We start from the raw sequence: 22,843 nt of genomic DNA on the forward strand, positions 1-22,843 counted from the left end.
GGCTTTTTTTATGCTGATGTTTTGCTGCCTTCTTGAATAGTAGATCCGTCTTCTAATACGAACTTAGGAGCCGCTTGATCACGAACAGTTTCACCTGTGATAATACATTTTGTAATATCATCACGTGAAGGAAGATCAAACATTACATCTAACATAATACCTTCAATGATTGAACGTAGACCACGAGCACCTGTTTTACGCTCGATTGCTTTTTTAGAAATTTCTACTAAAGCCTCGTCTTCGAACTCAAGTTCAACGTCATCAAGTTCAAGCATTTTTTGATATTGTTTCACTAGTGCATTTTTCGGTTTTGTTAAAATCTCAACTAGCGCTTCTTCATCAAGAGGCACTAAGCTAGCAGTAACCGGTAAACGACCAATAAACTCTGGAATTAAACCAAATTTTAATAAATCTTCCGGTAATACTTTTGCTAGTAACTCTTTTTCTGTAAAGTCTTGTTGTTTTGTTTCTGAACCGAAACCAATTACTTTTTTACCTAGACGACGCTTAATAATAGGTTCGATTCCGTCAAATGCACCACCGCAAATAAATAAAATATTTGTTGTATCAATTTGAATAAATTCTTGATGAGGGTGTTTACGTCCACCTTGAGGAGGAACACTTGCTACAGTACCTTCTAAGATTTTAAGAAGAGCCTGCTGCACACCTTCACCTGATACATCACGTGTAATAGATGGGTTTTCAGACTTACGCGCTACTTTATCAATTTCATCGATGTAGATGATACCTTTTTCAGCTTTCTCCACATCGTAATCAGCTGATTGAATTAATTTTAATAAGATGTTTTCAACATCTTCTCCTACATAACCCGCTTCTGTTAGAGATGTTGCATCTGCAATCGCAAACGGTACGTTTAAAATACGAGCCAATGTTTGAGCTAGTAAAGTTTTACCGCTTCCTGTAGGTCCAATTAATGCAATATTACTTTTTGATAACTCAACGTCATCAATTTTACTGTTTGAATTGATTCGTTTGTAATGGTTGTATACCGCAACGGATAACGATTTTTTCGCATCCTCTTGACCAATTACATACTCATCTAAAATGTCACGAATTTCTTTTGGTTTTGGTACATCTTTAAATTCTACTTCTTCTTCTGTACCTAACTCTTCTTCTACGATTTCCGTGCAAAGTTCAATACATTCATCGCATATGTAAACACCTGGACCCGCAACTAACTTGCGTACTTGTTCTTGTGTTTTACCACAAAATGAGCATTTTAACTGCCCTTTTTCATCGTTAAATTTAAACATAATTTTCACCCCTTGTAGTATTTACTAAAGTGCTCGAAGCTGATTTCTATCCGCGCTATAGCCCAACAACATGAACAACTCATCTATTTGTAGGTAAATGCCCCTCTTTATCACATAGTAAAAGCGCTATGAAAAGATTTGTATTGCATTTTACCATACATTTTCTTGAATAGATACTAAAACGTTTTATGTATATGTTGTTGATGAGCATAACAGAATGGAGATCTGCTATTATATAGTGTCCTCTTATTGGGCCTATTTCATAACCACGGATTTCAAACAATGGGTTAAAGCTGCTTCTACGGTGTTGGTTATGATATAAAAAAACTATTGAAGTTTATAAAACAAGGCACGATCAAGTCGCGCCTTGTTTCTTACTTACTATTATGCAACAGCTTTGCTGTTTTCTACAAGAAATTCAACTGCTTTACGTACTTTCATGTCTTCTTTAATGCTATCAAGACTGCCAAGCACTTTCTTAATTTCTTCGACAGGCATGTTGTACATTCCTGCCATGTTTTCTAATTCTTTTTCTACTTCTTCTTCGCTTACTTCAAGATTTTCAGCTTTTGAAATAGCTTCTAGCGTTAAGTTGATTTTCACACGCTTTTCAGCATCCGGACGCATTTGGTCGCGAAGAGCTTTTTCATCTTGACCTGAGAATTGGAAGTAAAGTTCAAGGTTAAGACCTTGCATTTGTAAACGTTGTTCAAACTCTTGCATCATACGATCCATTTCAGTATTGAACATTGCTTCTGGAATTTCTACTTCAGCGTTTTCAGCAGCTTTTTCTACTAAAGTGTCGCGAAGAGCTGATTCCGCTTGATTCTCTTTATCGCTTTGTAATTTTTCTTTTGTTTTTGCTTTTAACGCTTCTAAAGTTTCTACTTCTTCATCTACGTCTTTTGCAAACTCATCGTCTAAAGCTGGAAGCTCTTTAGATTTGATTTCGTGTAATTTCACTTTGAATTTAGCAGCTTTACCAGCTAGCTCTTCAGCGTGATACTCTTCAGGGAATGTTACTTCCACTTCTTTTTCAGCGCCTACTTCAAGACCAACTAGTTGCTCTTCAAAGCCAGGGATGAATGTGTTAGAACCGATTTCTAAAGAATAGTTTTCGCCTTTTCCGCCTTCGAATGCTTCGCCATCAACGAAACCTTCAAAGTCGATTACAGCTGTATCACCTTCAGCTACAGTTCCTTCTTCTTTAACAACTAGTTCAGCGTGACGCTCTTGAAGTGTTTTTAATTCTGCTTCAACGTCTTCGTCTGTTACAGTTGTATCTACTTTTTCTACTTCTAAGTTTTTGTATTCGCCTAATTTAACTTCAGGCTTAACAGTTACTTTAGCAGTGAAAACTAGAGGTTGTCCTTTTTCGATTGTTTCAACATCGATTTCTGGACGATCAACCGGCTCGATACCAGCTTCAACAATTGCATTGCTGTAAGCCTCAGGTAATAAGATGTCTAGTGCATCTTGGTATAAAGATTCTACGCCAAAACGTTTTTCGAAAAGTGGACGAGGCATTTTACCTTTACGGAACCCTGGTACGTTTACTTGTTTTACAACTTTTGTGAATGCTTTATCTAAGGCTTTATCAAACTCAGCAGCTTCAACTTCTACTGTTAAAACGCCTTGATTTCCTTCTTGTTTTTCCCATTTTGCAGACATGAATGTTTCCCTCCAAAATCATTTTAAGTAGTGATTTCTAAATTAGATAATGCAGATAGCCTATCAGTTCAACCCTCAATCATTATCTATTTAACTCCCTATTACTTTAAAGTAAGTAGGAATGTAATGTAAAGATGAAATTCTACTATACGTATTTAAGTGCATTTTACAACCATTATATTATAACATACAACAATGACGTTTCAACTAAACACCACATTTTATATAAAAGAAATTTCTTCAATTTCTTTTAGCTCTTTAATTGCCTTTCTTAATTCAGCTGCGGAGAAACTTCCGTCTTCCTCTGCTACAGCTGCATCTGACTCTTCTCCTTGCATCAACAGACTAATAGCATACACCGCTTCTGTCCAAAGTTTTACATTATCACCCGGTAAAAACGGAAATGTAATAAATAAATGACGCTGCCATATCTCAACGGCAACCTGCAGCAATGTAGGATTTTCATGTTCCAGCTTTTCCGTCAGCTGCGCTTCTACTTGCTCGGCAAAAAAATACGGTGTTGTTCGTTGAAGCTGAAGCGCATTTACTTTTTTCGTCTCTCCAAACTTAGTAATCATAAAATCAATGTCTACTTCTTCTTCCATGACTGTTTTTAAAGCGACTGTTTTTACGATAGGGTGAACAGCTTCGGATGAAAATAGCTGTTCCAGAAAGAAGCGCTGCTTTTCAATTCTCTTTGTTTTTAATGAATGAATCCATTCAAGCTGATCTTGAATATTGTCTAGAGCTGTGAATGATTTAAACTGCTCTAGCTGTTCTTCTTCTGTTTGTTCTTCTATGACTTGTTCTTGATTCATTCTATTCTTACAGAACTCCAATAGCTGATAAAGCTGTTCAGCATGTTCAGAAGGGAGTTTGTGTTCTTGAATAACTGCTTGTAGAGTGACATATCCTTCATGATAGTGACCAAGCTGAATTAACACCATGAGGTACATTTGCAAATTATGATAATAATCGCCAATATCTTCTTTCAGCATTTGCTCACATAATTCCTTAGCTATGCCTGCATCACCGAGCTCCACGTGACAAATAACAAGGCCAAGCAAAATTTCATGATGCTTATTATCAAGTTCGTAGGCCTGCTCAAATAAAGGAAGTGCTTCTTGAAATTGCTTGTGCTGCATATGATCTGTAGCTTTTTCAACCAACCGTTCTTTTAATAGAGGAAAAGCTACAATTTTGTTTTGTTGTTCATTCGACATGTTTTCTCCCCACTTCGCGGTCCATTTGCTTTACAGTTTAGCAATTCGATTAACGGAACGCAAAAAAATCGAGCAAAATCATAATTTTGCTCGATTTTTGGTTAATATCTTACCGTTTTTGCTTCATAAGCAGAAATGTCGTCTTCAAAAGAAAGCGTATAGCCAATTTCATCATATCCGTTAACAAGCATATATTTCCAATGTCCATTGATATCAAACGTACGTTCAAAACCTGCTTCATCGGTAATTTTTTGCTGATGAAGATCGATTGTACAGGCGTAAGAAGCACTTTGAGACTCTTTCATTAAATAGGAAACATCTTCTTTTGGTAAAACAATAGGTAAAATACCATTTTTTAGACAGTTTTGTTTAAAAATATCCGCAAATGAAGGTGCGATAATAGCACGGAACCCGTAGTCTAAAAGCGCCCATGGAGCGTGTTCACGTGACGAACCACATCCGAAGTTCTCGTCGGCTACAAGAATTGTTGCTCCTTGATTTTGAGGCTGATTTAATTCAAACGTTTCATTTAACGTCTCATCTTCATTATATCGCCAATCAAAAAATAGAAATTGGCCAAAGCCAGTACGCTCAATTCTTTTCAAAAATTGCTTTGGGATAATTTGATCAGTATCTACGTTTGCTCGGTCGAGACCTGCTACTTTCCCTGTATGGATTGTAAAAGCATTCATCTGTGTTCTCCTCCTTATCGCACCGCTTGTTCTTGTAGTTTGCGTACATCAACAAAATGTCCATATACCGCTGCCGCTGCTGCCATTACCGGGCTTACTAAATGCGTTCTGGCGCCTTTTCCTTGACGTCCTTCAAAATTCCGGTTAGAAGTGGACGCACAGTGTTCGCCTTGTGGAACTAAGTCAGAGTTCATGCCTAGACACATGCTGCAGCCGGAGTCTCTCCAATCAAAACCTGCTTCAATAAAAATAGCAGATAGCCCTTCTTCTTCAGCCACTCGTTTTACTTTTTGAGAACCTGGTACAATGATCGCTCGCACATCTGGTGACACTTTCTTTCCTTTAATAAACGCTGCCACGTCACGAAGATCAGACAAACGAGCATTTGTACATGAACCGATAAATACATGCTGAACTGGAATCTCTTCTATTGCCATGCCAGGCTGTAAGCCCATATACTCAAGTGCTCGTGACAAAGACTTTCTCTCAGCTTCTGTTTTACACTCTTCTAATGTAGGAACTTGCTTGCTAACATAAGAACTCATCGCCGGGTTTGTGCCCCATGTTACAACAGGTTCAATTGTATCTGCATCAATTTCCAGCGTTTCATCGTACGTTGCACCTTCATCTGTTGCTAAAGCTGCCCAAGCTTCCACTGCTTTTTCAAACTGTTCCCCTTTAGGAGCATACTGACGTCCTTTAATATAAGAGAACGTGACATCGTCTGGACTGATTAAACCAGCTTTTGCACCGGCTTCAATAGACATATTACAAATGGTCATGCGCTCTTCCATTGAAAGATCGCGAATACATTCGCCCGTAAATTCCACGATTGAACCCGTTCCAAAATTCACGCCGAATTTTTGAATTATTGCTAACACAATGTCCTTAGCATAAACGCCAGGCTGCTTTTTTCCATTCACTTTCACTTGTAGCGTTTTTGGTTTCGCTTGCCATAGCGTTTGTGTTGCTAAAACATGCTCTACCTCACTAGTTCCTATCCCAAAAGCAAGCGCTCCAAATGCACCGTGAGTAGATGTATGACTATCTCCGCACACAATGGTTTTTCCAGGCTGAGTTAATCCTAATTCCGGTCCAATGATATGCACAATTCCTTGCTCTTCACTTGTTAAATCTAAAAGCTTCACACCAAACTCATGACAGTTTTCAGATAGTTTGTCTACTTGTTTCTTTGCAATCGGATCTTTAATATTAAAACGGTCAACCGTTGGAATGTTGTGATCCATTGTAGCAAACGTTAAGTCTGGACGCTTCACTTGGCGATTTGCCACGCGAAGACCTTCAAATGCTTGAGGAGACGTTACTTCATGAATAAGATGAAGATCGATATATAATAAGTCCGGCTTCCCCTCTTCTCGACGTACAACATGTTGTTCCCAAAGCTTATCAATAATTGTTTTTGGTTTCATACTGCTCCTCCTTTCTGATTATGAAAAACGTTTCTCACAAAACGTGAGAAACGCATGATTAACTGTAAGCTGTCATAATGCTTGAAATGGCAGAATCATTGGCAATTACCGCAGTTATCGCCTCCACCATTTTATCGGTACCTAAATAATGATTACCGTCTGCTAAGTCAGCTGTTCGATGACCTGCATGTAATACACTTTCAACCGCTTGTTCAATCACTGCTGCTTCTTTTTCTAATCCAAATGAATGTCTAAGCAACATTGCTGCAGATAAAATAGCAGCAATCGGATTAGCTTTGTTTTGACCAGCAATATCTGGTGCAGAACCGTGAACCGGTTCGTATAGAGACGGACCATCAGCCGTTAAGCTGGCAGATGGCAACATTCCTAACGATCCTGTCAGCATAGAAGCCTCATCACTCAAAATATCACCAAACATATTTTCAGTTACCACTACATCAAAATACTTCGGATTACGAATTAACTGCATAGCAGCTGAATCTACAAGCATATGCTCAAGCTCTACATCCGGGTAGTCTTTTGCTACTTCTTCAGCTACTTCACGCCACACTCTACTAGACTCAAGCACATTCGCTTTATCAACAGACGTTACTTTTTTACGTCGATTTACAGCCGTGTCAAATGCTTGGCGAATAATTCTTTCTATTTCTGTACGCTTATAAAATAATGTGTCGACAACTGTTTCTTCATTCCCTTCTGTTCGGCGCTCGCTAGGCTTACCAAAATATAAGCCTCCTGTTAGCTCACGGACGATAATGAAGTCAACACCTTCAATGTATTCTTTTTTCAGAGGAGAGGCATCCGCTAAGCTATCATAAAATGTCACCGGACGAAGATTAGCATATAAATCCAGTTCTTTTCGAATAGCTAGCAAACCTTTTTCCGGTCGCAAATGTGAAGGGTTACGATCCCATTTTGGCCCTCCAACCGATCCAAGTAATACAGCATCTGCCTGCTTACAAGTCTCAATTGTACTTTCTGGAAGAGGGGTGCCCGCCTCATCAATTGCAGCTCCGCCAATTAGTCCATACGTAAACTCAAATTGATGATCAAAGCGCTCTCCAATTGCTTTTAAAACGGCAACAGCGCCTTTGGTTACTTCTGTTCCTACGCCGTCACCCGGTAATACAGCGACTTTTTTTGTCATGGTGGTCTCTCCCTTCAGTTCACATTACTTCTTGCTTTGTACGATGCTGCTGAATAGCGATTAAACGATTAATGGCGTTCAGATATGCTTTCGCTGATGATTCTAATACGTCAAATGCTACTCCGCGTCCGCTTGCTTCAGTTCCTTCGCTTTCAACCTTCACAAATACTTCAGCCAGTGCATCCGGCCCACCGTTAATAGACTGAATACGATAGTCTAATAGTTTTACATCTTGTTCAACACAGCGCTGTAGGGTATTATAGATAGCTTCCACGCTTCCAGATCCCGTAGCTGCTTCTTGAATCTCTTCACCGTTTTCTTTGCGAAGCGTAATCGTAGCCGTTGGAATATTGTTCGTACCATACTGAACTTGCAGACTTTCAAGCTTATATTCACTGTCTTTGCTAACTTGCTTTTGAATGACTAATGCCAATAAATCATCATCGGTAATGTCTTTTTTCTTATCTGCTAAGTCTTTAAACTTCTCAAAAAGCACGTTTGCTTCTGTATCTTCCAATGTGAATCCAAGCTCTACTAAGCGTGTACGGAACGCATGACGGCCTGAGTGTTTACCAAGCACAATTGGATTTTGTTTAACACCCACAAGTTCTGGGGAAATAATCTCATATGTTAACGGATTTTTTAAGACGCCATCTTGGTGAATACCTGATTCATGAGCAAAAGCATTTTTTCCGACAATTGCTTTATTTGGTGCAATATTCATTCCGGTAAGCTTACTGATAATGTCACTCGTACGCTTAATTTCAGGCAAGATAAGACCTGTGCTCGCTTTATAGAAATCTTGACGGACATGAAGCGCAAGTGCTACTTCTTCAAGAGCTGCGTTACCCGCACGTTCTCCGATTCCGTTAATCGTTCCTTCAATTTGAGTAGCTCCTGCTTCAATCGCAGCCATTGAATTGGCCACAGCTAGCCCTAAGTCATCGTGACAGTGAGCTGACAAATCAACTTTATGAATATTTGACACATGTTCTTTTAAGTAATTAAATACTGATTGATAGTCACCAGGAGTGATAAATCCTACTGTATCTGGAATATTAACGACTTTTGCACCAGCATCAATAACTGCTTCTACAATTCTTGCTAAAAACGGTAAATCTGTTCGACATGCATCTTCAGCAGACCATTGAACAACCGGGAATTTTTTACTTGCGTACTTCACCATTTCCACTGCTGTTTCAAGTACTTCATCAGGTGTTTTTTTCAATTTATGCTGCATATGAATTTCGGAAGTAGCGATAAAAACATGCAGTCTTGGTTCTGCACTTTCTTTTAACGCTTCCCATGCAATGTCAATATCTTTTGTAACAGACCTTGCAAGGCCTGTTACAGAAGAATTTTTGACAATAGACGCAATTTCTTTTACGGATTGAAAATCACCTTTTGAAGAAGCGGGAAATCCGGCTTCAATGATGTCGATACCTAATCGCTCTAACTGCTTAGCAATTTCAAGCTTTTCTTGTAGGTTCAAATTGACTCCAGGTGACTGTTCACCATCGCGTAGCGTCGTGTCAAATAGTTTAATTTTTTGCACTAGCGATCACCGCTTCTTTCTTTTGTTTTTTAACAAATGGCATCATTTCACGTAATTGAGCGCCAACTTTTTCAATTAAATGTTCGTTTTCACGGTTATTGATAGCTGTAAATTCCGGACGATTTGCTTGGTTTTCTAGGATCCAGCCCTTTGCAAATTTACCTGTTTGGATATCTTCAAGCACTTTTTTCATTTGTTCTTTTGAACGCTCATCTACAACGCGTGGTCCTGAAACGAAGTCACCCCATTGAGCTGTATCAGAGATTGAATAACGCATGCCTTCCATTCCGCCTTCATACATAAGGTCAACAATTAATTTTAATTCGTGTAAACACTCAAAATATGCAACTTCCGGTTGGTAGCCAGCTTCTACAAGCGTTTCAAAACCAGCTTTAACTAATGAAGTTAACCCACCGCAAAGTACTGCTTGCTCACCGAAAAGATCTGTTTCTGTTTCTTCTTTAAATGTTGTTTCTAATACACCCGCACGAGCTGAACCGATTGCTTTAGCATAAGCTAACGCTACGTCTTTTGCTTCTCCAGTTACATCTTGGAATACTGCGAATAACGCCGGTACGCCAGCTCCTTCTTCATACGTTCTTCTTACAAGGTGACCAGGGCCTTTTGGAGCTACTAAGAATACGTCAACGAATTCAGGTGCTACGATTTGGTTAAAGTGAATGTTGAAACCGTGAGCAAATACTAAAGATTTTCCTGGTTTTAGTCCTGGAAGAATTTCTTCGTTATAAACTTTTGGCTGATACTCATCTGGAAGTAATACCATTACTACTTCTGCTTGTTGAACTGCATCTTTTACAGATAATACAGTGAAACCGTCCTGCTCTGCTTGATCCCATGATTTACCTTTACGTAATCCTACTACCACGTTTACTCCGCTGTCGCGTAAGTTTTGTGCGTGAGCGTGACCTTGTGAACCATAACCTACGATTGCTACTGTTTTACCTTGTAATAATTGATCCTTTGCATCTCCGTTATAATATACCTTTGTCATAATAAATCTCTCCTCTTAGTTTATATAGTTTTATATAGTTTACTTTTTAGTAACTAGCTAGAATTAAATGATTGATGAAAGTTTGGCTGCCGCTTTTTGCGTACCGCGCGGAACAGCTACTGTTCCCGTGCGCGTTACTTCTTTTAATCCATAAGGCTGAAGTAGATCAATCATCGCTTCAATCTTGCTGGATTCACCTGTTACTTGAATAATTAGACTGTCGCGACTTACATCAATGATGGTTGCACGGAAAGGTTCAATTACTGCATAAAGTTCGTTACGGCTCGCTGGTGTAGAGGCTACTTTCATTAAAGCAAGCTCTCTTGACACCACAGCTTGATCCGTAATATCTTGAACTTTCAACACGTCGATCTGTTTGTTTAACTGCTTGATCACTTGTTCAGCAGCGTTATCATGCTCTACGTTCACAACAAACGTCATGCGTGATACATCCTCAGATTCAGTGTGCCCTACCGAAATACTCTCAATATTGAAATTTCTTTTTGTAAATAACCCCGTTACGCGATTTAAAACGCCCGCACGGTTTAATACAGTTGCTGTAATGATTCGCTTCATGGTTTCACCCCTACCATTTCATGTAATCCTTTTCCAGGTGCAACCATTGGATATACGTTTTCTTTAGGTGCGACAAAGAAATTTAGTAGAACAGGTCCATCTGTTTCCATTGCTTCTTTCAGAGCCGCATGCGCTTCTTCTTCAGTAGAAGCTTGTAAACCTTTAATGTCATAAGCCTCTGCAAGCTTCATTAAATTAGGCTGATTCGGAATTAAAGAGTGTGAGTAGCGTTCTTCATAGAAGATTTCCTGCCACTGACGAACCATACCAAGCGACTGATTGTTGAGTACAACCACTTTTACAGGTAAATTTAATTCTCTAATAACCCCTAATTCTTGAAGCGTCATTTGAAATCCACCGTCACCAACGACTGCTACAACTGTTTTATCTTTATTTGCCAGCTGAGCGCCGATTGCAGAAGGTAATCCAAAGCCCATAGTGCCAAGACCACCTGAAGTTACCCATCGATCTGGATTATTAAATGTGTAGTATTGAGCTACCCACATTTGATGTTGCCCAACGTCCGTTGTAACAACGGCATCTCCATTTGTATACTTGTGAAGCAACTCAACTACTTTTTGTGGTTTTAACACGTCCGCTGAGTTCTGATACCATAATGGATATTCTTGCTTCCACGCCGCTAATTTCTCATGCCATTTCGTATAATCTCCAACTTCTCCTTCTTGCAGAAGCAATTGCTTCAATACTTCTTTTGCATCTCCAACAATTGGAATCTTGGTTGGAACATTCTTTCCAATTTCCGCTGGGTCGATGTCAATGTGAGCAATTTTTGCATTTGGTGCAAAATGCTTTAAGTTACCTGTTACTCGGTCATCAAAGCGTGCACCGATACTAATGAGAAGATCACTCTCATAAATTGCCATGTTTGCTGTGTACGTTCCGTGCATGCCAGCCATTCCTAAATGAAGCGGATGATCTGCAGGAAAACAGCCCAACCCTAAAAGCGTATTAATAACCGGAATATTTTGACGCTCGGCATAATTTTTTAATTCTTCTGAACCTTTACTCAATAACACTCCCGCACCTGCTAGGATAACAGGTTGTTTTGCAGCTGCTACTGCGTCTGTTAATTTTTTAACCTGCAGCTGATTTGGAAAATAAGTTGGCTGATAGCCAGGTAAATCAATTTCTCCTTCGTAGTTAAATGTTCCATCACCCTGTGCCATATCTTTTGGAATGTCGATTAAGACTGGACCAGGTCTTCCTGTTGTCGCAATATGAAATGCCTCTTTGATGATTCTCGGCATATCGCTGATATTGCGTACTTGATAGCTATGTTTTGTAATTGGCATTGTGATCCCTAATACATCTGCTTCTTGGAACGCGTCAGAACCAATTACACTTGAAGCTACTTGACCAGTAAAAACAACTAAAGGAAGTGAGTCAATCATCGCATCTGCCAAACCTGTTACGATATTTGTTGCGCCAGGACCACTTGTTGCGATAACTACACCGGGTTTGCCTGAAATTCTTGCGTACCCTTCTGCTGCGTGAATTCCACCTTGTTCGTGACGAGCAAGTACGTGAAACATTCCTGAACCATATAGCTTATCGTAAATCGGTAAAACGGCTCCCCCTGGGTAACCGAAGATGACGTCAACATTTTCTCTTCTTAGAGATTCAATCAACATGTCAGCTCCATTCATTTGTGCCCCAGTGCTTACAGGTTCTTTCGTTTGCATATTGGCTCCCACTTTTCTCATCCTTTCGTTTTCTAGATAAAAGAAAAAAGACTTCTCACCCCTAAATAGACCCTATCAAATGATATAGGTCAAGGGGCGAAAAGTCTTTTGTACTTTACGCGGTACCACCCTCGTTTGTAATCGTAATGATTACCTTATGAATGTATACTGTACATTCTTTTTGATAACGAGTGCTTTGGAAGTACACTCGGTCGCCCTTACTGAATTTCAGGGTGACACTCTGAGGTGAGTTCATTTTGAGTTGGTAACGTCGGCTTCCAGCAACCCGACTCTCTGTTGATACCTAAACATCAAAACTACTTATCCTCTTCAACGTTTTAAAACGCTATATGCTTTTTGAACAATGCTTTACACATCATATTTTAAATTAATTACAATTAATTAAAATTTTTAGAAAACTTATATTTGAGGATTATCTTACGCCCATTTCTATGCATAGTCAACCACTTTTCGAGATTTTTTTAGACAATTTAGACTAAACATAATATTTGAATGCGTTTTCATTATTGATGTAATAAGGGTTTACAGCAGTTCAAAAAGTTTTTCTGAAACGTTCATTTGTACACACTGAATGAACAAACATTCACTTTGAAGATAAATAAAAAAACCGGCTTTTACTAAAAAGTAAAAGCCGGTTTTTTCCGGACGTCCCAGGAGAGATTCGAACTCCCGACCGACGGCTTAGAAGGCCGTTGCTCTATCCTGCTGAGCTACTGGGACATAATGTTAAAGTGTATCAAAGACAATACCTATTATATTCAAATATAATTTAAAAGTCAACGTTTTTTTGAAATTTTATGAGAAGAGAGGTAAAAAACCTTCTCTTCTCCCTATATTTGGCTATATTATGCTGAAAGTGTACAGGTTAACTGCATGCTAGGAATATGTTTACCGCTTATATCGTAAAACTGCACGGTAGCTTCTGTACCATCCATTACTAGTATAGCATACGTACGTTCTTTTCTCATACGAGGAAGTAACATACTTCCTGGATTAATAAATAAAACTCCGTCCATGAGCTCAGCTCCCGCTATGTGAGAATGCCCAAAACAAACAACGTTTGCCCCGACTTCTCTCGCTTTGTAATGCAAATTCATCATAGACATTTTAACATTATATAAGTGACCGTGTGTAACCAGACACGTAGCTTCTCCAAGCGACTCTACTCGATCATTAACGTAAGATGCATCGTAGTCACAATTTCCTCGAACGCCTAAAAACGTAGACATTTCTTTGCTGTCTTGCGGCAACTCAGAGTCCCCACAATGGATCATCTTATCTACATCAGCATGTCTCTCTCTGATAGTGAGCAGCTCTTCTTGTAACCCGTGGCTATCGCTTACAATTAATAGTTTCACACGTCATCACTCCTTCTAAAATTGCGCATCAATTAGCGGTGCTAGTTTTTTTAACGCATTTGCTCGGTGACTAATCTGATTTTTTTGCTCTTTGGTCAATTCTGCCATGGAGCATCTCCATTTTTCTACAAAGAAAATGGGATCGTACCCAAAACCGTTTTCCCCTCTTTTTTCCTCCAAGATGTGCCCTTCACACGTGCCTTCTACAATTTCGGTTCTCTTTCCGGGCACTGCAATAGCAAGAGCACAATGAAAGCGTGCCGTGCGCTTTTCAAACGGCACGTCATTTAATTTTTGAAGTACCTTCTCTATATTAGCATTATCATCTTTATTTTCACCAGCATAACGCGCGGAATAAACGCCTGGCTCCCCGTTTAAGGCATCAATAGCAAGCCCGGAATCATCGGCAATGACCGGCTTATTTAATGCGGATGAAATGGCCTCTGCTTTTAGCGTGGCATTCTCTGCAAATGTAACGCCCGTTTCTTCCACGTCTTCAATCTCAGGAAAATCAAGAAGCGATTTTACTTTAAATCCCTTCGGTGAGAAAAGTGTTTCAAAATCTTTTACTTTGCCTGCGTTTTTAGTTGCAATAATGATTTCACGCACGTTAATCCCTTACCTTTCTTTAACCGGAATGTAGGCAGCCAGATGATCAAGAACTTCCTTTTGCTGTTCAATCAATTGATAAACACCCTTTTCCCCTAAATCTAGAAGATGGTTTAACTGTTCTCTCGAAAACGTCGATTCCTCTCCCGTTCCCTGTAATTCTACAAACTGTCCGCTTCCTGTCATCACAATATTCATGTCAACTTCCGCTGTCGAATCTTCTTCATAATTTAAATCTAAAATTGAATTTTCTCCATGAATACCTACTGAAGTCGCAGCTAAGTAGTCACGAATAGGAATTTCTGTTAGCTTGTTCTCTTCAACCAGCTTTCCAAACGCTAAAACCATAGCCACAAAAGCACCTGTAATCGATGCTGTTCTTGTACCGCCATCTGCTTGAATAACATCACAATCAATCCAAATTGTCTTTTCTCCGACCTTTTCCAGATCGACTACAGAACGAAGAGCTCGTCCGATTAGACGCTGAATTTCCATTGTTCGTCCTGTGACTTTACCTTTTGATGATTCACGTATATTTCTTTGTGCCGTAGCTCGAGGCAGCATAGAATATTCAGCTGTAATCCATCCTTTTCCTTGTCCACGCATAAAAGGAGGCACTCTGTCGTCTATGCTTGCTGTACAAATAACCTTTGTGTCTCCTACCGAGATTAATACAGATCCTTCTGGATGCTTTAAGTATGAAGTATGAAGAGATACAGGTCTCAATTCATTAAATTCCCTACCGTCCAAACGCATTAAGCATGTCCTCCTATTCATTCATTTATATGTAATAGTCTCTTCCATTTTAACTATAAAACAGCGGAAAGAGGTCGCTATTTCAGCAGACCTCTTTCTACTTAGTCCTTTACTAGTATAACAAAAATTTGTTTTTAAAAACTACCTGTGTTCACATTTTTAGGTCTTGAAACTGGTTCCGTTAATTTTTTCCCTTTTTCATCTTTTAGCGTTTTTTTGCCATTCACCTTAATGGCAACGCTGTCTACGGCTTTTTGTTCCGTCAGCGATAACACTAAGGAGTCGAGAACATGCTGAGAAATTTCCGTTCCTTTTAAATTCCCAAAGATGTTTTTATTAAAGTTCAGCGTTAACTCACCGTCCGCATACTTTGGAGCTGCTACGAGCTTTGCATCAGGATTAAAATCTGTCACTAAACCTGATGCAGGTGCAGGTCCTTCTACAAGCTCGTTCACAATTGCAGTGTACATATCTTTGTCATCAGAAGCAATTCGTTTTGTGACAGGAACATAGTAAGTTTGTTTGCCCTCTTGAGCTAAGTAATAAATCGTAACTGGCTTCGTTTGAGTTACGTCAACTACTCCAGTATTATCAAAGTTAATGCCATCTGCTCTGCTCAACCCTTTACTGATTGGCGTATGATTTACAGGCATCTCATCTTTATCATAGCCGTTAATGCGAATTTTAACTTTATTTACGCCTTCAAACTGCGTCAGCGTCCAAGTGACGGCCTGCAGAATACGGAGTTCATCTTCTTTTTTATACTCAGCAAATTCAGGTGAAAAATCTGCTACCATCGTGCCGTCACTTTCCAGCTTTGTCCCTAAAACTCTTGTATCAGCAGGAAGAACCGCTCGGAAATTATTTGGCAATAAGTTTGTGACTGGTCCACCCTCTACTAAATATTCAAGAGACTGTTTAGCGACACCTTTTGATTTAGGAATTTCAAGCGTCTGGGGAACAACATACCCGTTTTTATCAATTAAGTAGAGTTCTCTTTTGGTAGGCGCAGATGTTTCTGCGGCTTTACTTTGTTTTTTATTAGCTTCCGTTACTTTCGCTTCAGTCGCTAATGATTTTTCATCTTTCACATAGGTGACATCCTTTGGCGGATCAATTTCCTTTGCTGCGTTATCCCCTCCGAAAAGTCCACAGCCGGATAACAATACAGATGTGGTCACCACGGCGGATATGAGAACAAGTTGGGTCTTTTTGGACATTCCTTTCCCTCCTCAGACTGTTTGTACTACTATGTATACGAGCTTTTTTGCATTTTAGACCAGCTCAAAAAAGTTTTTGTCCACAAAAAAAACCGAGCATGATATGCACGGTTTTAAAGCTTGATATGTTCAACATTATATACAGGATGCTCAAACCATTTAGATGCAATAGATTGAAACAGTTCTGTTGATCCTGTTGTAAAGAAGTAGTGTTCAGGCTCCATGTTTCTAGGAGCTAGTAAATTGCTATAAGAAAGAATGGCACTTACCTCTATTGCCGTTTCTTCGCCAGAACTGATTAACTGAACTCTAGGCCCAATTGCTTCTTGAATAACTGGCTTTAATAACGGATAATGCGTACATCCTAAAATAAGGGTATCCATATCTGTATGATAAAAAGGTTTTAATGTTTCTTTTACAATTCGCTGCGCTTCCGGTCCTTCATAATTACCGCTCTCTACAAGAGGCACAAACAGAGGGCATGCTAAATTTTCCACTTCCACTCTTGTATGAAGAGCTCGGAGTGCATGTGTATAGGCTTGACTTTTCACGGTTCCGTTTGTGCCGATTACGCCTATTTTATGATTTTTAGTTACTTTAAGCGCAGCGCGTGATCCTGGTTCAATGACGCCTATAACCGGAATATCGAGCTGTTCTTGAATTTCATCCAGCACAACTGCCGTAGCCGTATTGCACGCAATAACAAGCATTTTAATATCTTTATCTACTAAATAATTAGTCATCTCCCACGTGAAAGCTCGTACTTCTTCACTAGGACGAGGACCGTATGGGCAGCGGGCTGTATCTCCAATATACATAATTTGTTCTTTCGGAAGCTGTCTCATAATTTCCTTTGCTACCGTTAATCCGCCCACACCTGAATCTATAACACCAATTGGTCTACTCAAAACAATCGCCTCATTTTTCTTTCATTTCATCATGCAATTTTCGTAACGTTACTCGTAAAACTTCCGTTTCACTCGGAGAGAAGTTTGCCAGTACGCCATTTAAATACGTTTGTCGCTTTTCAATTACTTCTTCGATAACACGTGCTCCTTCAGGAAGCAAATGAATACGCACTACGCGGCGGTCTTTTGGATCTTTCACCCGAACCACCAACTTATTTTTTTCCATACGATCTACTAAATCTGTCGTTGTACTACAAGCGAGAAAAATACGATTTGATAAATCGCCAATCGTCATATCTCCACGTTCAAACAGCCACTGCAAAGCAATAAACTGAGGTGGCGTAATCGTATAGTCTTCTAAAATTTCTCTTCCTTTTTGCTTCACAATCGCTGCAATATGTCGAAGTGACTTCTCTAATTCTGCCACTGTATCCTCATTATTTTTTGCTGTCATACCGTAATCCTTTCCACCTATAAGTCTTATTTTCTATTATTTCTTTCAGTTAAACCCGTCTCTATTGTTTCTCTTTTCTATTTTATATTGTGCTCTTTTTTCAGTAATTTTTCAAGGTTAACATAAGGATTCTACAACGTTCATCATAAGTCTACATACTCTCATTCAGCATCAAAAAACAGCTGCTCCATAAAAGGAGCAGCTGTTTCTATTAATTATTGATATACAGCTCGAAAACTGAGCTGAAATCTTTTGTTGTGTAGGCTGTTTTTTTATCTAATAACCAAGAAAATGCAGCTTCGTTAATTTCTTTAAATTCACCAGCAACACTTCCACTTGTATTTCTTGTACTGCTTAGCGTAGAAGAAGCTAGCTGAATGCTTTGTTTAGCAAAATCGAGCGCAATTTCATTTTCACGCGTTATTTCAGACATTTTAAACAGCGCTTTATATAAATCTTTTACCTCTTCTATATGCTTTTTGTGTACATCGATAGAAAAAGTCTCCGAGCCAATTTTAAATTTAATTTCCACATCTAAATCGACAGTTCCAGCCGTTTCTAGCATCACGTTTGAAATGTGATTTGTGCTGTAGTTATAACGGCGAAGCATTCGCTTTTTGCTTGTAGCACTTGTTCCATCAAGATGAATGAGCGCTTTATTGGTAAAGCAATATTCATCTGACTTTGATTTGATTAGAAAATAAATTTTTTCTTGTTCTTCATGCATAACGTAATCGTCTGCATCTACCTTGTCATAATCAACTGGCTTAATAACAGAACCAATATCACTTAGCCCCAGTACATCAGCAGCTACTTTTCCAAACATTTCCCCATCTCCCTCTTAAAAACAATTGTATTATTTTCATGTTTTAAGTGTACTGTGCAAATAAGGGGATGTAAATAAAAAAAGGAGCTTCTTAAAAAGAAGCTCCACATTTATTAAAAGAGCAAATTTAAAATCATATAGATAAGTGCAGCTAATGAAGCTGAAATTGGCAATGTGATAACCCATGTAATCACCATGCGCTGTGCAGTTCCCCATTTTACACCTTTCACTCGGTGAGCAGAACCTACACCTAAGATAGAAGATGAAATAACATGAGTAGTACTGACAGGTAGATGAATAAACGTTGCTCCAAAGATAATGGCAGCACCCGTTAAGTCCGCAGCTACTCCATTAACAGGACGAATTTTCATAATTTTACCGCCGACGGTTTTAATGATTTTCCATCCACCAATTGACGTTCCAAGCCCCATTGCGACTGCACAAGCCAGCTGTACCCACCACTGAATCTCAGTACCGCTTTGCATATTGTTAGCAATAAGCGCTAGCGTAATGATACCCATTGCTTTTTGCGCATCATTCGTACCATGTGTGTAAGATTGTAGGGCTGCAGTCAGGATTTGAACGCGTCGAAAACGCTTATTCGTTTTCGTCAAGTTATGGTTTTTAAACGTTAGCTTGATAATCGTATAGACAATATAACCTACTACAAAGGCTAGAACTGGTGAAATTAGAAGGGCTTCAATGATTTTGATGAAACCTTTGTAATTTAAAGCACCAAATCCAGCAGCTGCAATAGCTGCCCCTGCAATCGATCCAATAATTGCATGAGAAGAACTACTCGGGATACCGAAATACCATGTGATTAGGTTCCACGCGATAGCAGAAATTAGTGCTGCTAAAATAACGACAGAACCATTTTGAAGCGTATAAGGATCAACGATATCCTTTGTAATCGTTTTGGCTACGCCCGTAAACGTCATAGCACCCACAAAGTTCATGGTTGCGGCTAAAAGAATTGCATGTCGCGGTTTTAAAGCTTTGGTTGAAACAGAAGTCGCAATGGCATTAGCTGTATCGTGAAACCCGTTGATAAAGTCAAAACCAAGTGCACCAACTACAATTAGAATGGTTAATATTAGCATTGAATCCATTATATTATAGCCCCGTTACGCATTCTTCATAATAACTGATTCTAAGTTGTTCGCAACCGTTTGACAATAATCCGCGATTTCTTCTAGCGTTTCATAAATTTCTTTATATTGAATAACTTTAATTGGATCTTTACATGTTGCAAATAATTGTTTTAGTGCACGACGATATAATGTATCACAATGTGACTCATACTCTTTAATTTTAATTGCATGTTCACTAATTTGAAGAAGCTTTTTCTCAGACAACAAATTAATAGTAATTAAAATCTCTTCAGCACAGCCTTGAATATTTTTAACAAATTCAGCTACATATTCATCAAATGTCGTAATTGAATGAATTTCCATTAAAGCAGCAAAGCTGTCGATGCCATCAAGTACATCATCCATGCTCATTGCTAGCTGTAAAATATCTTCACGCTCAATTGGAGTAATAAATGCTTTGTTCAACTCAGTAATCACTGTATGCACGTATTTATCACCTTTTGATTCATACGCTTTTAAAACGTTGGCAAATTCCTTTAGGTCAGATACATTTTGAAGTTCAAAGCTGCCTAAAAACTCTGCTGAGTCCTTAATATTTTGGGCAATGTCCATTAACATTTCAGAAAACTTGTCTTTTTTTCTTTTGATCACGTTGCAATCCTCCATCCAATTTATCGAAACTTTACCACTCGTTTTTTCTCTCTATCTTTTTATATGTGTTCTAGTTTCTTTTTTCATTTAAAGTAATGGATAAAACTTAGCTGTTCATTACTATAACGAGAGAAACCACCTCTCTTGTGTATCAAAAAATTCTAAAAAAACAAACGTTTACCAGAGCAAAAGTCCCAAAAGGTGGTTCTTTTACTTATAGGTTATGCGATTCATTTTTTTACGCCAAGTCAAAAATTACTCCTATTATTGTTAATTGTCAATAACTTTTCAAACACATTTTTTTAGGTCTCTTTACAATACATTAACAATAATACGTTCATTCCTTTTAAAATAAGGGTTTTCAGAGTTTGTATAAAACTGGGATTTACAAAAACTTAACATTACTCCCCTTGTGTAAATAATAAAAGCCAGCTCCTTTAGAACTGGCTTTTATTATTTACTTATTATATTGCTGAAATACATTTTTTACTTTCGGCACGACGTAATGACTTCCGCCTTTATCTTCTACTCCTTCAATCATCATTGAAACGAGTAGGTTTTTCTGTTTTGTATCCACAGCTACAAACCAGCCGTTTTCCTGCCCTTTTTCACCTTGAGTTTTCTTTAATTCTGCCGTTCCAGTTTTTCCAGCCAGGGTTAACCCATCTATCTTTGCAGCATGACCCGTACCGTTCTTATCTTCAATGACATCAACTAAATCCTTTTGAATTAATTGCGCCGTTTCTTTAGATATTACTTGTTTTTTCCATATTCCACTCTCATCACCGTTCATAAGAATAGGCTTTACTATGTTTCCATCGTTTACAATCGATGCATACACCAATGCCAAGTGGAGAGGATTCACTTGCAGTTTCCCCTGGCCATAACCAGAGTTTGCTAATACTCCCTCATCTTTAATATCTTGATCACCTGCAATTTTAGACGTTTCAAAAGGATAATTAACAGGCATTTTTTGATTGAACCCAAACTGTTTTAAACCACTGTTAAATTTGTCTAAACCTAGCTTCAAAGCAGTCTGCGCAAAATAAATATTATCAGATGTAACATAAGCATCACGTAAATTAACATTCGGCTTGCTTCCCACTCGTGTTACGTAAAAATTCCCCCAGCTTTTATCTTTTTGCCATTTCTTCCCGCTGATTGATATACTTTCGTTTGGATTTACCACACCTTCATCAACCGCTAAAGCTCCAGTGACTAACTTAAATGTAGATCCCGGAGAATACGTTTTGGTAAAGCGATTCATTAACGGCTTATCCGGGTTCGTTGAAAGGAATTGATACGTATTAGCATCGATTCCAAAAGAAAAAGAATTCGGATCAAAAGCTGGCGTGCTTACAAGACCTAATATTTCTCCCGTTTTAGGTTGAAGAGCAGTAGCTACTCCTTTTTCATCTTTTAACTGTTCATAAAGGGATTTTTGAACATTCGTGTCTACCGTAACTTGAATGCTTTCCCCGTCTTTTGGATTCACTTTTGCAATTTCATTCTTTTTATTACCATCTTTATCTACAGTATAAATCGTGACGCCGTCTCGAGCACGAAGCTTATCTTCATATAAAGACTCTAAGCCAATCATTCCAGCTTTAGACTGAGCATTATAGCCTTCATCTTTATGCTCTTTTAAATATTCCGCTGTGACAGGCGCAACGTATCCAACTAAATGAGCACACGCTTCTTCACAAGGATATACGCGCGCATTTACCTTTTTTTGTTGCATGCCTTCTAATTTTTTCAAAGAATTCTCTAAATTAGAGGCGTCTTTTTGACTAACTGTTTTAATAGGAACAAATTGATTCTCTTTCACCCAAGAAGCGCTCAGTGCTTGATTAATACTTTTTTCTGAAAGAGCAAGAGTCTTGCTTAATTGTTGTATAGATTGCTCCCCGCCTTTAGAAAACTGTTGGGGAACAACTCCAACTTGAATCGCTTCTCCGTTTTGAGCTAAATATTTCCCTGAACGATCCATAATTTCTCCACGCACAGCTGACTGAGTAGCTACTCTTACTTGCTCTCCTTGCTTAAGTCCTTTAAAAATCATATTAGGCTTCCAATTAATATACCAATTCTCTGTATCCCCTTGTTTTTCTTGAACCACAGCAGCATTTTCTTCAAATGAGATTTCACCGGCTACAGAGTTCATGTTTACTTCAAAAGGTAAAACAGCTTTATGGTCTTTTATTTCTAAGTCTTCTATTTTACTTGCCTTCACTTTAAGCTTGTCCGCTTCAATTGCATCATAGATATTTTTATATCGATTTACAAAGTCTTTTTCTGAAATCGTCTTTTTAGCATCTTTAGACAAGTATCCATACATGCCTTTAAAATCTTCTTTATTCCACATGGCTACATATTTATCGAATCGATCCTGTGCTTTCTGTTGATCATTTGAGCAACCGGCAGTTATTAATAAGAGAATTGCCATAGTAAAAAATAGCCACCCAATTCGTCTCATGATGATTTTCCCCCTTTTTCCAATACCATTTCTCTATCATATAAAATTTTACATAAACTTTCCATAAGAAAGTTACCACCAGGAATTAATTGGTATTACAACCCACTAAATTTACATATCTACAAAAAAATCAATAGGTAAATAAGAAAAAAATTGAACATTTTGT

At 38.6% G+C, this 22,843-nt stretch carries 20 protein-coding genes, 1 tRNA gene and 1 other annotated feature; all 21 genes read right to left on the reverse strand.

Translation table 11 applies throughout. From position 1 onward, the window contains the following. Positions 1-8: 8 nt before the first annotated feature. The 21 genes from clpX to MKY06_RS23995 all read right to left on the reverse strand — a co-directional run bounded on the left by clpX (position 9) and on the right by MKY06_RS23995 (position 22,677). Positions 9-1,274, reverse strand: a complete 1,266-nt coding sequence (clpX, locus tag MKY06_RS23895; RefSeq protein WP_013059367.1) for an ATP-dependent protease ATP-binding subunit ClpX — start codon at positions 1,272-1,274, stop codon at positions 9-11. Between the two features lie 384 nt (positions 1,275-1,658). Continuing rightward, on the reverse strand, positions 1,659-2,945 hold the full coding sequence (tig, locus tag MKY06_RS23900) for a trigger factor (protein ID WP_016765666.1): 1,287 nt from the start codon (positions 2,943-2,945) through the stop codon (positions 1,659-1,661). Between the two features lie 221 nt (positions 2,946-3,166). Further along, entirely contained in the window at positions 3,167-4,168 is a 1,002-nt protein-coding gene (locus tag MKY06_RS23905) for a tetratricopeptide repeat protein (protein WP_098279043.1), read from the reverse strand. A 101-nt stretch (positions 4,169-4,269) separates the two neighbouring features. After that, the gene (gene leuD / locus MKY06_RS23910; protein ID WP_013059370.1) at positions 4,270-4,860 is read right to left on the reverse strand and encodes a 3-isopropylmalate dehydratase small subunit; all 591 of its coding nucleotides are present in this window, start codon (positions 4,858-4,860) and stop codon (positions 4,270-4,272) included. Positions 4,861-4,874: 14 nt separating this feature from the next. Further along, positions 4,875-6,290, reverse strand: coding sequence for a 3-isopropylmalate dehydratase large subunit (gene leuC, locus MKY06_RS23915; RefSeq protein ID WP_013059371.1), 1,416 nt, complete (start codon positions 6,288-6,290; stop codon positions 4,875-4,877). 58 nt (positions 6,291-6,348) lie between these two features. Beyond that, entirely contained in the window at positions 6,349-7,458 is a 1,110-nt protein-coding gene (gene leuB, locus MKY06_RS23920; RefSeq protein WP_013059372.1) for a 3-isopropylmalate dehydrogenase, read from the reverse strand. A 19-nt stretch (positions 7,459-7,477) separates the two neighbouring features. Continuing rightward, a complete protein-coding gene (locus tag MKY06_RS23925) occupies positions 7,478-9,013 on the reverse strand; it encodes a 2-isopropylmalate synthase (protein WP_025601811.1) in 1,536 nt (511 codons plus the stop codon). Next, positions 9,000-10,025, reverse strand: coding sequence for a ketol-acid reductoisomerase (ilvC, locus tag MKY06_RS23930; RefSeq protein WP_013085141.1), 1,026 nt, complete (start codon positions 10,023-10,025; stop codon positions 9,000-9,002). Before ilvC ends, MKY06_RS23925 begins: the two co-directional genes overlap by 14 nt. Before the next feature lie 63 nt (positions 10,026-10,088). After that, positions 10,089-10,601: an acetolactate synthase small subunit gene (gene ilvN / locus MKY06_RS23935; RefSeq protein ID WP_013059375.1), complete on the reverse strand. Its 513-nt coding sequence runs from the start codon at positions 10,599-10,601 to the stop codon at positions 10,089-10,091. Next, complete coding sequence (gene ilvB / locus MKY06_RS23940) at positions 10,598-12,325, reverse strand: acetolactate synthase large subunit (protein WP_155660677.1); 1,728 nt, start codon at positions 12,323-12,325, stop codon at positions 10,598-10,600. Before ilvB ends, ilvN begins: the two co-directional genes overlap by 4 nt. Positions 12,326-12,393: 68 nt before the next feature. Then, positions 12,394-12,647: a binding site (T-box leader), on the reverse strand. A gap of 324 nt (positions 12,648-12,971) precedes the next feature. Next, positions 12,972-13,045 (reverse strand) — tRNA-Arg (locus MKY06_RS23945). A gap of 125 nt (positions 13,046-13,170) precedes the next feature. Beyond that, on the reverse strand, positions 13,171-13,683 hold the full coding sequence (locus tag MKY06_RS23950; RefSeq protein WP_025601435.1) for a metallophosphoesterase family protein: 513 nt from the start codon (positions 13,681-13,683) through the stop codon (positions 13,171-13,173). Between the two features lie 15 nt (positions 13,684-13,698). Further along, the gene (locus MKY06_RS23955; RefSeq protein WP_025601437.1) at positions 13,699-14,292 is read right to left on the reverse strand and encodes an XTP/dITP diphosphatase; all 594 of its coding nucleotides are present in this window, start codon (positions 14,290-14,292) and stop codon (positions 13,699-13,701) included. Positions 14,293-14,301: 9 nt separating this feature from the next. Then, positions 14,302-15,048, reverse strand: a complete 747-nt coding sequence (gene rph, locus MKY06_RS23960; RefSeq protein WP_013059379.1) for a ribonuclease PH — start codon at positions 15,046-15,048, stop codon at positions 14,302-14,304. Positions 15,049-15,182: 134 nt separating this feature from the next. Next, on the reverse strand, positions 15,183-16,268 hold the full coding sequence (locus MKY06_RS23965) for a GerMN domain-containing protein (RefSeq protein ID WP_025601439.1): 1,086 nt from the start codon (positions 16,266-16,268) through the stop codon (positions 15,183-15,185). A 113-nt stretch (positions 16,269-16,381) separates the two neighbouring features. Then, positions 16,382-17,176: a glutamate racemase gene (racE, locus tag MKY06_RS23970; protein WP_025601441.1), complete on the reverse strand. Its 795-nt coding sequence runs from the start codon at positions 17,174-17,176 to the stop codon at positions 16,382-16,384. Positions 17,177-17,186: 10 nt separating this feature from the next. Beyond that, on the reverse strand, positions 17,187-17,630 hold the full coding sequence (locus MKY06_RS23975; protein WP_013059382.1) for a MarR family winged helix-turn-helix transcriptional regulator: 444 nt from the start codon (positions 17,628-17,630) through the stop codon (positions 17,187-17,189). Positions 17,631-17,841: 211 nt separating this feature from the next. Continuing rightward, the gene (locus MKY06_RS23980; RefSeq protein ID WP_013059383.1) at positions 17,842-18,456 is read right to left on the reverse strand and encodes a PH domain-containing protein; all 615 of its coding nucleotides are present in this window, start codon (positions 18,454-18,456) and stop codon (positions 17,842-17,844) included. A 113-nt stretch (positions 18,457-18,569) separates the two neighbouring features. Then, positions 18,570-19,568, reverse strand: a complete 999-nt coding sequence (locus MKY06_RS23985; RefSeq protein ID WP_013059384.1) for an inorganic phosphate transporter — start codon at positions 19,566-19,568, stop codon at positions 18,570-18,572. 15 nt (positions 19,569-19,583) lie between these two features. Then, positions 19,584-20,216 (reverse strand): DUF47 domain-containing protein, encoded by a 633-nt coding sequence (locus tag MKY06_RS23990; RefSeq protein WP_029711160.1) that lies wholly within the window; start codon positions 20,214-20,216, stop codon positions 19,584-19,586. Positions 20,217-20,658: 442 nt separating this feature from the next. Continuing rightward, positions 20,659-22,677 (reverse strand): penicillin-binding transpeptidase domain-containing protein, encoded by a 2,019-nt coding sequence (locus MKY06_RS23995; protein WP_025601443.1) that lies wholly within the window; start codon positions 22,675-22,677, stop codon positions 20,659-20,661. Positions 22,678-22,843 lie beyond the last annotated feature (166 nt).

The sequence above is a fragment of the Priestia sp. FSL P4-0332 genome, assembly GCF_038005845.1.
In the GTDB taxonomy this organism is placed as follows: domain Bacteria; phylum Bacillota; class Bacilli; order Bacillales; family Bacillaceae_H; genus Priestia.